This is a genomic window from Geodermatophilus sp. SYSU D01176, assembly GCF_054050015.1.
This window is the reverse complement of sequence record NZ_JBJGYN010000030.1, coordinates 15793-28101: the sequence shown is the minus strand read 5'-3', so window position 1 is coordinate 28101 and position 12309 is coordinate 15793. Positions and strand designations below refer to the sequence as shown.

Genomic DNA, 12309 nt, shown 5'->3' with positions numbered 1-12309 from the left:
CTCAGGCGGCCGGCTCGGCCGAGCTCTGGCCGGAGCCGCCGCGACGACGCCGGCGGCGCTTCCGGGCCGGGGACTCCCCGGTCGCGGCGGCCTCGCCGGATTGCGCCTCCGCCGAGGAATCCGCGGCCGCAGCGCCGGCCGCCGCGGCCCCGCCACCCCGGGTACGGCGACGCGGGCGGCTCTTGCGGGGGCCTTCGGGCTTCTCCTCGTCCTCGCGGGCCGGGCCGCGGCCGCCCCCGGCACGGGTGCGCTTGCCCGTCTCGCCGAGGTCCTCGACGGTCTCGGCGTCCAGACCCTCACGGGTGCGCTGCGACCGCGGGAGCCGGCCGCTCGCGCCCTCGGGCACGTCAAGGTCGGCGTAGACCCACGGCGAGGTGGAGTAGGTCTCCGGCGGATCGGTGAAGTCCAGCTCCAGCGCCTTGTTGATCAGCTGCCAGCGGGGGATGTCGTCCCAGTCGACCAGCGTGACCGCGACACCGGTGCTGCCGGCGCGGCCGGTGCGGCCGATCCGGTGCACGTAGGTCTTCTCGTCCTCGGGGCACTGGTAGTTCACGACGTGGCTGACGCCGGTGACGTCGATGCCGCGGGCGGCGACGTCGGTGGCGACCAGGACGTCGACCTTGCCGCTGCGGAAGGCCCGCAGCGCCTGCTCGCGGGCGCCCTGACCCAGGTCGCCGTGCACGGCGGCCGCGGCGAACCCGCGCTCGACCAGCTCGTCGGCCACCTTCTGGGCGGTGCGCTTGGTGCGGCAGAACACCATCGCCAGGCCGCGGCCGCGGGCCTGCAGCACACGCGCGAGCAGCTCGGGCTTGTCGAGGTTGTGCGCCCGGTAGATGAACTGGGTGGTCTGCGGGACCGTCGAGCCCTCGTCGTTGCCGTGCGCCCGGATGTGCGTCGGCTGGGTCATGAACGACCGGGACAGCGTCACGATCGGGCCGGGCATCGTCGCGGAGAACAGCATGGTCTGCCGCTTCTCCGGGACCATCGCGAGGATCCGCTCGATGTCGGGCAGGAAGCCCAGGTCGAGCATCTCGTCGGCCTCGTCGAGGACCAGCACGCGGACCTTGCCCAGGATCAGGTGACCCTGCTGGGCCAGGTCCAGCAGCCGGCCGGGGGTGCCGACGACGACCTCGACGCCGGCCTGCAGCGCGGCGACCTGCGGCTCGAAGGCCCGGCCGCCGTAGATGGCCTGCACGCGGACGCCGCGCTTGGCGCCGGCGGCGCCCAGGTCGCGGGCGACCTGGACGCACAGCTCGCGGGTGGGGACGACGACCAGCGCCTGCGGGACGCCGTCGCCACCCTCAGCCGGCGGGACGACGCGCTGCAGCAGCGGGACGCCGAAGCCGAGGGTCTTTCCGGTGCCCGTGCGGGCCTGGCCGATGAGGTCGTTGCCGGCCAGCGCCAGGGGGAGGGTGAGCTCCTGGATGGCGAAGGTCCGGGTGATGCCGACCTCGGCCAGCGCCGCGACGACGTCGGGGTGGACGTCGAAGTCGCTGAACAGCGGGGCGTCCTCGGAGACGGGGGCGCCGCCGAGCTCCTCGACGGCCTGCTCGAGCTGCTCGGGGGCGGGGGCGCCGGTCTCAGCGTGGTCGACGTCCGGGGTGGTGGGGGTGTTCTCGGTGGAGGTCAGTGTTCTCGCCTCTGGTCTGCTGGGGGGCCGGCTCCGGGGCGCGATCGCGCCGCTGTCGCACCGGTCCCGGTCGGGTGTCGCGGGATCAGTTCCAGCGCCGACGCGGCCAGCAGAAACCGGGCCGCACCTCGGTGTCGGTCCGGGAGGAAACCCCTCGGGGCGTCGTCTCCAGCGGTCGTCAGCGCGCAGATACACAGCGAACCCGAGGGCTCGCCGATTCCCAGTCTAGCGTGCGCACCGGTTAGCCTCCCTCCGCCGCGATGCCCGGGCCCCCTCGAGCCACCCGTCCAGGGCAGGCGCGGACCGTTCTGCCGACCCCGGGAGCTGCCAGTGGACACCGTCGACCAGCGGGCCGTCGTCGACCTGCTGGGCGTGCTGTCCTACGCCGAGCTGACCGCCTTCGACCGGCTGGCCGAGGACGCGCGGCTGGCGCCCACGCTCGAGGGCCGGGCCGCGCTGGCGCAGATGGCGGCGGCGGAGATCGACCACCACTGCCGGCTGACCGCGCGCCTCACCGAGCTCGGCGCCGACCCGACCGCGGCGATGAGCCCGTTCGTCCCCGCGCTCGACGCCTTCCACGAGAGCACCCGGCCGCGCACCTGGCTGGAGGGGCTGGTCAAGGCCTACGTCGGGGACGGCCTGGCCTCGGAGTTCTACCGGGAGATCGCCGGGTTCCTGCCCGACCCCGATCGCGGACTCATCCTCGAGGTGCTCGCCGACACCGGGCACGCCGACTTCGCCGTCCGGGAGGTGCGGGCGGCCATCACGACCAACCGCACGCTCTCCGGCCGGCTGGCCCTGTGGGGACGGCGGCTCGTGGGCGAGGCGATGCGGCAGGCGCAGGCGGTCATCGCCGAGCGCGACGAGCTCGCCGAGCTCATCCTCGAGGGCACCGGCGACCTGTCCGGGATCGGGCGGCTGGTCGAGCGCATCACCACCGCGCACACGCAGCGGATGAAGGCCCTCGGCCTGAACCCCTGACGCGATGACATCGTCGGCCTACCGGCCGACACCGCTGCCAGGTGCCGTCCCCGGCCGCCCTCGAGCGCTGCCAGTGTCCCGGTCGGGGACCCTCCGGGCCCCGCGACCGGTCCACCCTGGCCCACCCACGACGACGGGGCGCCCCCGCCGCAGCGGAGGCGCCCGTCGGGACGTGCGGATGGCCCTCAGGAGCCGGCGATGAAGCCCACGCGCCGCTGGTCGGCCTGCGCGATCTCCACGTAGGCGATGCGGTCGACGGGGACGAGCACCCGGCGGCCACGGTCGTCGACCAGCGTCAGCAGGCCGTCCTTGGTCGCCCCGGACATGGCCTTCGCCACCTCGGCAGCGATCTCGTCGGGGGTCTTGGGGCTGTCGATGACCAGCTCCCGGGGGGAGTGTTGGACACCGATCTTGACTTCCACGGGGGATGCCTCCTCGAGTTGCGCGGCTGATCCCCACGCTAGTGCAGGGCTCGATGCGCCGACCTGCGGCGCAGGTGCGCCGTCAGCGAACGAGGCCCCGCTGCAGGGTCCCGCCGCGAGCTCGCGAGTGGTGGGGGGCAGCGGGGCCCTCTCCTCAACGCGCCGCGCCCTCGCCGCCCTCGACCCGGGGGAACCCGGAGATGCCGCGCCAGGCCAGCGCGGTCAGCAGCGACACCGCCTCGTCGCGGGACACGGTGCCCTTGCGCGGCAGCCACCAGCGGGCGCTCGTCTCGGACAGCCCGGTCAGGCCGGAGGCCAGCAGCAGCGCCCGCTCCCGGTCCAGGCCGGTGTCGGCGGCGATGACCTCGCCGATCGCCTCCACGCAGGCCCGGTGACCCCGGTCGGCCAGCTCGCGGACGTCCTCGTCGTTGTTCAGGTCGGACTCGAAGACCAGCCGGAACGCGGCGCCCTCGGCGTTGATGAAGTCGAAGTAGGCGCCGACGGCCCCGTTGACGCGGGTGCGGTTGTCGTCGGTGCCCTCCATCGCCTCGCGCACCCGGTCGGTGAGCGCGGTGACCTGCTGCTCGAGCAGCGCGAGGTACAGCTCCCGCTTGCCCGGGAAGTGCTGGTACAGCACCGGCTTGCTCACCCCGGCCCGGTCGGCGATCTCGTCCATCGCCGCGGCGTGGAAGCCCTGGGCGACGAACACCTCCTGCGCGGCCTGCAACAGCTGCGCCCGGCGGGCGCCCCGGGGCAGGCGGGACGAGCGGCGGACGGACGCGGGTGCTGACCGGGGTACGTGCATGGCGGACGGATGTTACCGACCGGTCACCCGACCGCGCGTCGTCGTCCGCGCTGACCTACCGTCGGACGAGTGCCCGACGGTCCCGATGCCCCCACCGTGGCGGGCGGACAGCCGGTCCGACCGGCCCGGCTGTCGACCGCCCCGCTGCCCCGGACCGACACCCTCCCGCCGCCGTGGCCCGGCGAGCAGGTCGCCGTCCGCGGGGGAGAGGTGTTCGTCCGGCGGACGCCGTGGACCGGCCCGGTGGACGGCGCCCGGGCCGGGGCGCCGCGGGAGCGGGCGCTCTACGTGCACGGGCTGGGGGGCGCGTCGACCAACTGGACCGACCTCGCCGCGCTGCTCGCCGTCCGGTTCGACGGCTGGGCGCTGGACCTCCCCGGCTTCGGCCGGTCGCGGCCGCCGGCGCGCACCTCGTACTCGGTGCGCGGGCACGTGAGCGCGGTCATCGACGTCCTGGAGCGGATCGCCGCCGAGCCCGGCGAGGCAGCCGGACGGCCGGTGCACCTCCTGGGCAACTCCCTCGGCGGCCTGGTCTCGCTGTTCGTCGCCGCCAGCCGCCCCGACCTGGTCGCCACCCTGACCCTGGTCTCACCGGCGATGCCGGTCTACCGCGTGCCCGGCGCCTTCAGCCGCACGCTGCTGCTGCTCCTGCTGCCCGGGATCCCGGCGCTGGCCGAGCGGCGGCTGTCCGGCGTGACGCCCGAGCAGCAGGTCCGCGGCATGGTGCGGATGTGCTTCGGCGACCCGCGCCGGGTGCCGAGGGCCCGGCTGGACCAGGCGCTGCAGGAGATGCGCGAGCGGGCCGGGCAGCCGTGGGCGACCCAGGCGCTGACCCGCAGCATGCGGGGGCTGATCACGTCCTACCTGCGGGTCGGGCCCGGCAACGCCTGGCGGCTGGCCCGGGCCCTGCGCCCGCAGACGCTGGTGGTCTGGGGCGACCGCGACCGGTTGGTCGACCCGGCGCTGGCGCCCCGGTTGGCCGGCACCGTCCCCGACGCCCGGCTGCTGGTCCTCGAAGGGGTCGGCCACGTCGCCATGCTGGAGGCCGCCGAGCCGACGGCGCGGGCGGTGCTGGCGCTGGCCGAGGACGCCGCGGCCGACGAGCCGGCTGCCGACGACGGCGCCCGGGCGCGGGCCTCCTGACCCGGCGCGCCCCCTCCCGGCCCACACGCCGTTCCCGCACGGTCTGCACCCCGGCCGCCGGGCCGTGAGAGTCTGGCGGGGTGAGTCCCGCGGACGCCTTCCCAGGCCGCGGGCCGAACGGGCGCACGCGACCGGCGCCGGACCCCGGCCCGCCTGGACGTCCGGCGCGCGCCGAGGAGCCCGTCCGCGGCCTGCCGCGCGTGCCCCCGCCCGCAGCCCGCCGCGCCGACCCGCACCAGCCGCCGCGCTTTCCCGACACCAACCCGGTGGTCACCCGGGACGGGTCCCCGACCCACGCCGAGCGCCCCCGGGTCCGTCGTCCGCCCGCTGCCGACCGCGCGCCCACCCAGGGCCCCGTCGAGCCGCGCACCGGCGGCACCCGCGTCGTCGTCACCGGCCGCACCCGGTCGCGGTCCACCGGCGGCGGAGGTGGCCGCTTCCGCCGCTTCGTCACCCGGTGGGGGTGGCGGGCCTACGCGATCCCGCTGCTCGCGCTGGCGACCGCGGTCACGTTGGTGGACCTCGCGGTCAGCGGCGTCGGCACCGGCGAGTCGGCCACCGCGTCACCGGCGCCGTCGGCCGCGGACGCGGCGCCCAGCACGGCCGAGACCGTGGCCCAGCCGTCGGCGACGCCCACGGCTCCGGCCGAGGTCGACGCCGCACCCACGGAGGCGCCCGAGACGGCCGTCGGCGCCCCGGGCTTCGTCCAGCAGGGCGCCGGGAGCGTGACCGTCGTCCCGGGGACGTCCCCGGTCTACGGCACCGGGCCGCTGCAGCGCTTCGTCGTCGAGGTCGAGGACGGCATCGAGGTGGACGGCGCGGGGTTCGCCGCCGCGGTCGAGCAGACGCTCGGCGACCCCCGGTCGTGGGGCAACGGCGGGCGGATGTCGTTCCAGCGGGTCGGCCAGGAGGAGGCCGCGGCCGGCCAGTACGAGTTCAAGGTGACCCTCATCAGTCCCGGCAACATGGAGCGGTACTGCCCCGGCGTGGGCACCGGCGGGTACACGTCCTGCCGGTACGGCGACCGCGCCGTCATCAACCTGGCCCGCTGGGCGACCGCCGTCCCGGACTACGAGGGCGACATCCCCACCTACCGCCACTACGTGGTCAACCACGAGGTCGGCCACGCCCTCGGCAACGGGCACCAGGAGTGCCCCGGACCCGGCCAGCCCGCGCCGGTCATGCAGCAGCAGACGCTCGGGCTCGAGGGCTGCGCGAAGAACGCCTGGCCGTACCCGTAGGCCGGGTCGGAGTGCCTGTCCCCAGAGGTCCCTCGGACCTATCCTCAGCACTGGTGCGCCGGGAAGTCTGGTCGGCAGTCGAGTCCTCGACGTCGATCGGAGCACCGGCATGGCCGATCCCGCAGCCGCCCCCGCTCTGCGCGCGGAGCACCTGACCAAGCACTTCGGCGCCACGCACGCCGTCGACGACCTCACCCTCGAGGTCCCGGCCGGCGAGGTCTTCGGCTTCCTCGGTCCCAACGGCGCCGGCAAGTCGACGACGATCCGGATGCTGCTCGCCCTGCTGCGGCCCACCGCCGGTCGGGCCTGGGTGTTCGGCACCCCGGTCGGAGACGTCGAGCGGGCCCACCGCGACCTCGCGCACGTCCCCGCCGACGTCGCCCTGTGGCCGAACCTCACCGGGCAGGAGTGCCTCGACCTGCTCGCCGGCGTGGGCCCCGGAACCGACCTCGCCTATCGCGCGGAGCTGGTCGAGCGGTTCGGCCTCGACCCGGGCAAGCGTGCCCGCGCGTACTCCACCGGCAACCGCCAGAAGGTCGCCCTCGTGGCCGCCTTCGCCACCCGGGCGCCGCTGCTGGTCCTCGACGAGCCGACCAGCGGCCTGGACCCGCTGATGGAGCGCGAGTTCCGCCGGTGCATCGGCGAGGCCGCCGGGCGGGGTCAGACCGTCTTCCTCAGCTCCCACCAGCTGGCGGAGGTCGAGGCCGTCTGCAGCCGGGTCGGGATCCTGCGTGCCGGCCGGCTGGTCGAGGTCGCCGGCCTGGTCGAGCTGCGCCGGCTGCGCCGTGCGGAGGTCACCGTCGACCTGGCCCGGCCCGCGCCGGAACTGGCCGACCTCGCCGGCCTGCCCGGCGTCGCCGACGTCCGCTGGGCCTCGCCGCGGCAGGTGACCCTGGCGCTGACCGGGCCTCCCGGGGCGGTGCTCCGGGCGCTCGCGGGCGCGGAGGTGACCCGGCTCGACGTCCGGGAGCCCTCGCTCGAGGAGATCTTCCTCGACTACTACGGACAGGACGCGGCGTGACGACCCGGACCCCGCCGCGCCAGGCGCCGGCCACCGCGCGACTGCCCGCACCCGCGCGTCCCGGGGCCGCGGTCACCCGGGCGCTGGTGCGCCAGGTGCGGCGGGGCGCGGTCGTCGTCGCGCTGCTGTCCGGCGGGCTGGCCGCCTTCGTCGCGACGGAGTACGAGCGGACGTTCAGCGGCGCGATCGGCGCCGACTCGCTGGCCGCGCTGGCGGAGAACCCCGCGATCCGCACGCTCTTCGGCCCGCCGGTGGCCCTCGACGACCCCGGCGGGTTCACCGTCTGGCGGACCGGCACGGTGCTCGCCGTCCTGGCCGGGGTCTGGGCGGCCCTGGCCGGGACCCGCGTCACCCGCGGCGAGGAGGAGGCGGGACGGTCCGAGCTGCTGCTCGCCGGGCGGGTCCGGCTGGGCTCGCTCGTCGAGCGGACGCTGGCCGTGCTGCTCGGCGCCGCCGCCCTCGTCGGCGCGGCGGTGGCCCTGGGCATGCTGCTGGTCGGCACCGCGCCGGTCGGCGCCGTCCTCTTCGGGGCGGTCGTGGGCGGGACGGCGATGGTCGGCGGCGCCCTCGGGGTCCTGGCCGGGCAGCTGCTCCCCGAGCGGCGGGCCGCCTCGGCGCTCGCGGTCGGGCTGCTCCTCGCCGGCCTGCTCGCCCGCATGGTGGGTGACGGTGTCCCGGCGCTGTCCTGGCTGCAGTGGGCCGGCCCGTTCGGGTCGATGACGCTGGTCGCGCCGTACGCGGGGAACCGGTGGGCGCCGCTGCTCGTGCTGGCCGTCCAGGTCGCGGTCCTGGCCGTCGTCGCCCGGGCACTGGCCGCGGGACGGGACGTCGGGAGCGGGCGCTGGCGCGGCCGGGACCGCGGCCGGGCGCCGAGCCGGCTGCTGCGGTCGCTGCCCGGACTGGCGGTGCACCGCTCCCGGCGGCCCACCGGGACCTGGTCGCTGGGCGTGGCCGCCTACTTCCTGCTCATCGGGCTGCTGGCCACGGCGATGCTCGACTTCCTGCGGGACAACCCGGTGTTCGCCCAGCTGGCGGCCGCGGCCGGGTTCGCCCGGCTGACCTCCGTGCAGGGCTACGCCGCGTCGCTGTTCTCGCTGCTCGCCGTGCCGCTGGGCGCCTACGCCGCGGGGCGGGTCGCGGCCGTCGCGGCGGACGAGGCGGCCGGCCGGCTGACGCTGCTGTACTCCCGGCCGGTGGGCAGGGTGCGCTGGGCGGCCTGGGAGGCGGGGGTGGTCGCCGTCGGGACCGTCGTGGTCGCCGCCGCCGCCGGGGCCGCCACTGGGGCGGGGGCGGCCTGGGTCGGTGCCGGCCTCGGCCTCGGGGAGGCGCTGGGCGGGGCAGTGGCCGTCGTCCCGGTGGCGCTGCTCTGCCTCGGCGCGGCCCTGTTCGCCCTCGGGTGGCTGCCGTCGGCCGTGCTGGCCATCGGCGTGCTGCCCGCCGCCGGCGGCTACCTGCTGCTGGTCCTCGCCGACAGCTTCCGCTGGCCGTCGTGGGTGCGCGACGTCTCGCCGTTCGCGCACCTGGCCGCGGTGCCGGCCGAGCCGGTGGACGTCGCCGGTGCGATCGGCATGCTGGTCGTCGCCGTCCTGCTGGCCGTGGTCGGCCTCGCCGGCTACGCCCGGCGGGACCTGCGTGGCTAGGGAATCAGCCGGGCGTGCCACGCTGTTGACCCGACGAACGCCGGCCTGCGCTGGGCCGCTGTCGAGTACTGAGGAGCGCACTCGTGTCCCTGCCACCCCTGGTGGAGCCCGCCGCCGATCTGTCGATCGACGAGGTCCGCCGGTACAGCCGGCACCTGATCATCCCCGACGTCGGGATGGACGGTCAGAAGCGGCTGAAGAACGCCAAGGTGCTCGCCGTCGGCGCCGGCGGCCTCGGCTCGCCCGTCCTGATGTACCTGGCCGCGGCCGGCGTCGGCACCCTCGGCATCGTCGAGTTCGACGTCGTCGACGAGTCGAACCTGCAGCGCCAGATCATCCACGGCGCCTCCGACGTGGGCCGGTCCAAGGCCGAGAGCGCGCGGGACTCCATCAAGGAGATCAACCCGCTGGTCGACGTCCGCCTGCACGAGACGCGGCTGGACAGCGACAACGTGATGGAGATCTTCGGCCAGTACGACCTCATCGTCGATGGCACCGACAACTTCGCCACGCGCTACCTGGTCAACGACGCCTGCGTCCTGCTGGGCAAGCCGTACGTCTGGGGCTCGATCTACCGGTTCGACGGTCAGGTCTCGGTCTTCTGGAACGACCACGGCCCGAACTACCGCGATCTCTACCCGGTGCCGCCGCCGCCCGGCATGGTCCCCTCCTGCGCGGAAGGCGGCGTGCTCGGCGTCCTGTGCGCCACCATCGGCGCGATCCAGGCCACCGAGGCGGTCAAGCTCATCACCGGCATCGGCGAGACGCTGCTGGGCCGGCTGATGGTCTACGACGCCCTGGAGATGACCTTCCGCACCATCAAGGTGCGCAAGGACCCGGAGGCCGAGCCGATCACCGGGCTCATCGACTACGAGACCTTCTGCGGCGTCGTCTCCGACGAGGCGCAGCAGGCCGCCGCGGGCTCGACGATCACCGTCGACGAGCTCAAGGACATGATGGACGCCGGCAAGGACTTCGAGCTGATCGACGTCCGGGAGCCCAACGAGTACGAGATCGTGTCCATCCCGGGCGCGAGGCTCATCCCCAAGGACGAGATCCTGTCCGGCCGTGCGCTGGCGCAGCTGCCGCAGGACAAGCCGATCGTGCTGCATTGCAAGACCGGCGTCCGCTCGGCCGAGGTGCTCGCCGCGGTCAAGAACGCGGGCTTCTCCGACGCCGTCCACGTGCAGGGCGGCGTGACGGCCTGGGCCACGCGGATCGACAAGACGCTGCCGACCTACTGAGGCCGAGGAGCGGGGGGCCGGAGGCCCCCCGACGGGGCCTCGCCCAGTACGACGACGGTGCACCGGCCCGGTTCGCCCCCGCACGGGGCGGACCGGGCCGTACCGCTGTCTACTGACTGCATGGCCGACTTCGCCCCCGCCGAACTGCTGGCGCTCTTCCAGCGCGCACAGGCCGCCTTCACCGACCGCGTCGACGCGGTGAAGCGGGACCAGTGGGACGACGAGGCGCTGCCCGGGTGGACCGTCGCCGACCTCGTCGCCCACCTGGTCTCCGAGGCGCTCTGGACGCCGCCCCTGCTGGCCGGGGAGCCCCACGTCGAGGGCCGGTTCCCGGAGGACACCCCGGACCTGCTCGGCGACGACCCGCTCACCGGCTGGGAGTCCGCCGCGGACGGCGCGCTGGCCGCCTTCGCGCAGGACCGGGCGCTGCTGCACACCGTCCACCTGCAGCGCGGCCCCACCTCGGCAGCCGAGTACATCGAGGAGCTGACCGCCGACCTCACCGTGCACTCCTGGGACCTCGCCCGCGCCACGGACGGCGACACCGAGCTGGACCCGGCGCTGGTGACGGCAGCCCTGGTCGTCGCCGACCGGCTCCCCGCCGACGGCGTGCCGGGCCTGTTCGCCCCGCCGCTGGACGTGCCGCGGACCGCCTCGCCCCAGGCTCGCCTGCTGGGGATGTACGGCCGCCGGGGCTGAGCGCGACGGCCGCGCGGAGGACGCGGACCAACCAGTCCTCCCGCCTCTAAGCTGCCGCTGCTCAAGATCGGCAGGAGGTGCCCGGATGAGCCAGCCACCCTCGGGACAGGACCCCTACGGCAGGCCGGGAGACCCGGGCCCACCGGACCGGCCGCCCGCGCAGGGCGGCTGGGGCGGGCAGCCGGGGCAGCCCGGTCCCTGGAACCCGCCCGGTCAGTACGGGTCACCCGGTCGGGACGACCAGACCCGGCCCTACCCCCAGCCGGGTCCGCCAGGGGCCCAGGGGCAGCCCGGCGGCTACGGACAACCGGGCGGCTACGGGCAGCCGGGTGGCTACGGGCAGCCAGCTGGCTACGGCCAGCCGGGTCAGCCGGGCGGCTACGGCCCGCCGGGCCAGCCGGGGGCCTACGGTCAGCCGGGCGGTTACGGGCAGCAGGGTCCCTACGGACCGCAGGGTGGCGCCGGCGGTCCCGGCCAGGGGTCGAGCCGGCGCGGCCTGGTGATCGGGCTGGTCGCCGCGGCCGTGCTCGTCCTCGCCGTCGTCGCCACCTTCCTCTTCCTCAGCGGGGACGACGACCCGACGCCCGCCGCGACGGGCACCCGCGCCGGCACGTCGACGAGCCAGTCCGCCACGCCGTCGCCGTCGCCGTCCTCGCCCTCGCCGAGCCGGACGACGTCGAGCGCTCCCGCCCCGGCCGACGGCTTCCTCGCCACCCTGCCGGTCGACTTCACCGACTGCCGGGACGCACCGCTCGAGGGGGACGGCGACACCGCGCACGCCACCTGTGGCGCCAGCACGACCCAGCCGGGCCCGCAGGTGGCGGAGTTCTACCTCTACCCGGACAAGGCGACCATGGACGCGGTGTTCACCGAGGACGTCTCGGACGCCGGCCTCGGGGATCTGCCCGCGGGCCAGGACTGCGCGTCGGCGACCGGCGTCACCTCGTGGAACAGCGGGAACCGCAACGCCGGCCTCGTCGGCTGCTACATCGACACGGAGAACAACGCGGTGGTCATCATCTGGACCGACGACGCGGCGCTGGTCGAGGGCTTCGTCGCGGCGCCGGGCAGCAGTCAGGCCGACCTCGCGACGCTGTACGCCTGGTGGACCCAGCACAGCGACTACGTGCAGTGAGCCAGGGGGCGCCCGGCGGACCGCCGTCCCCGGGCTCCTCCCCGCTCGACGTCGACGAGGCGGTCTTCGACGTCGTCGAGCGGATCCCGGCCGGGCGGGTGAGCACCTACGGGGCGATCGGCCGGCTGGTCGGCGTCGGGCCGCGGCGGGTCGCCCGGGCGCTGTCGCAGGGTGGGGGAGCGGTGCCCTGGCACCGGGTGGTCCGCGCCGACGGGTCGGTCGCCGAGCCGGTCCGCGTCGAACAGCTCGCCCTGCTCGCCGCCGAGGGCGTGCCGGTGCGCTCGGGTCGGGTCGACCTGGGTGCCGTCGGCTGGCCCTGAGCGTGGCCCGCGCTGCGTGCACACGGCG

General features: G+C 75.7%; 12 protein-coding genes. 9 read left to right on the top strand and 3 right to left on the bottom strand.

Annotated features, from left to right (window positions below; genetic code table 11):
• Window position 1 precedes the first annotated feature (1 nt).
• Window positions 2-1825, bottom strand: a complete 1824-nt coding sequence (locus tag ACI78Z_RS16145; RefSeq protein ID WP_457037553.1) for a DEAD/DEAH box helicase — start codon at window positions 1823-1825, stop codon at window positions 2-4.
• Between the two features lie 135 nt (window positions 1826-1960).
• On the opposite strand from ACI78Z_RS16145, the gene ACI78Z_RS16140 reads away from it, so the two are divergent.
• Complete coding sequence (locus ACI78Z_RS16140; protein WP_457037552.1) at window positions 1961-2611, top strand: ferritin-like fold-containing protein; 651 nt, start codon at window positions 1961-1963, stop codon at window positions 2609-2611.
• Window positions 2612-2796: 185 nt separating this feature from the next.
• Here the strand turns inward: ACI78Z_RS16140 and ACI78Z_RS16135 are convergent, their stop codons facing one another.
• Together ACI78Z_RS16135 and ACI78Z_RS16130 are read right to left on the bottom strand one after the other, a co-directional pair.
• Entirely contained in the window at window positions 2797-3033 is a 237-nt protein-coding gene (locus ACI78Z_RS16135) for a DUF3107 domain-containing protein (protein ID WP_457037551.1), read from the bottom strand.
• Between the two features lie 154 nt (window positions 3034-3187).
• The gene (locus ACI78Z_RS16130) at window positions 3188-3838 is read right to left on the bottom strand and encodes a TetR/AcrR family transcriptional regulator (RefSeq protein WP_457037550.1); all 651 of its coding nucleotides are present in this window, start codon (window positions 3836-3838) and stop codon (window positions 3188-3190) included.
• 69 nt (window positions 3839-3907) lie between these two features.
• Between ACI78Z_RS16130 and ACI78Z_RS16125 the strand changes: the two genes are divergently transcribed.
• The 8 genes from ACI78Z_RS16125 (at window position 3908) to ACI78Z_RS16090 (ending at window position 12281) form a co-directional block, all read left to right on the top strand.
• On the top strand, window positions 3908-4981 hold the full coding sequence (locus ACI78Z_RS16125) for an alpha/beta fold hydrolase (RefSeq protein WP_457037549.1): 1074 nt from the start codon (window positions 3908-3910) through the stop codon (window positions 4979-4981).
• 200 nt (window positions 4982-5181) lie between these two features.
• Window positions 5182-6222 (top strand): DUF3152 domain-containing protein, encoded by a 1041-nt coding sequence (locus tag ACI78Z_RS16120; RefSeq protein ID WP_457037548.1) that lies wholly within the window; start codon window positions 5182-5184, stop codon window positions 6220-6222.
• 109 nt (window positions 6223-6331) lie between these two features.
• Window positions 6332-7243 (top strand): ABC transporter ATP-binding protein, encoded by a 912-nt coding sequence (locus tag ACI78Z_RS16115; RefSeq protein WP_457037547.1) that lies wholly within the window; start codon window positions 6332-6334, stop codon window positions 7241-7243.
• Window positions 7240-8883: a hypothetical protein gene (locus ACI78Z_RS16110; protein WP_457037546.1), complete on the top strand. Its 1644-nt coding sequence runs from the start codon at window positions 7240-7242 to the stop codon at window positions 8881-8883. The genes ACI78Z_RS16115 and ACI78Z_RS16110 overlap by 4 nt, the downstream gene beginning before the upstream one ends.
• A gap of 83 nt (window positions 8884-8966) precedes the next feature.
• Window positions 8967-10127 carry an adenylyltransferase/sulfurtransferase MoeZ gene (gene moeZ / locus ACI78Z_RS16105; protein WP_457037545.1) on the top strand — a complete coding sequence of 387 codons (1161 nt, stop codon included), beginning with the start codon at window positions 8967-8969 and terminating at the stop codon, window positions 10125-10127.
• 120 nt (window positions 10128-10247) lie between these two features.
• Window positions 10248-10826, top strand: a complete 579-nt coding sequence (locus tag ACI78Z_RS16100; protein WP_457037544.1) for a TIGR03086 family metal-binding protein — start codon at window positions 10248-10250, stop codon at window positions 10824-10826.
• Window positions 10827-10911: 85 nt separating this feature from the next.
• A complete protein-coding gene (locus ACI78Z_RS16095; RefSeq protein ID WP_457037543.1) occupies window positions 10912-11961 on the top strand; it encodes a hypothetical protein in 1050 nt (349 codons plus the stop codon).
• Window positions 11958-12281: an MGMT family protein gene (locus ACI78Z_RS16090; RefSeq protein ID WP_457037542.1), complete on the top strand. Its 324-nt coding sequence runs from the start codon at window positions 11958-11960 to the stop codon at window positions 12279-12281. Before ACI78Z_RS16095 ends, ACI78Z_RS16090 begins: the two co-directional genes overlap by 4 nt.
• Window positions 12282-12309 lie beyond the last annotated feature (28 nt).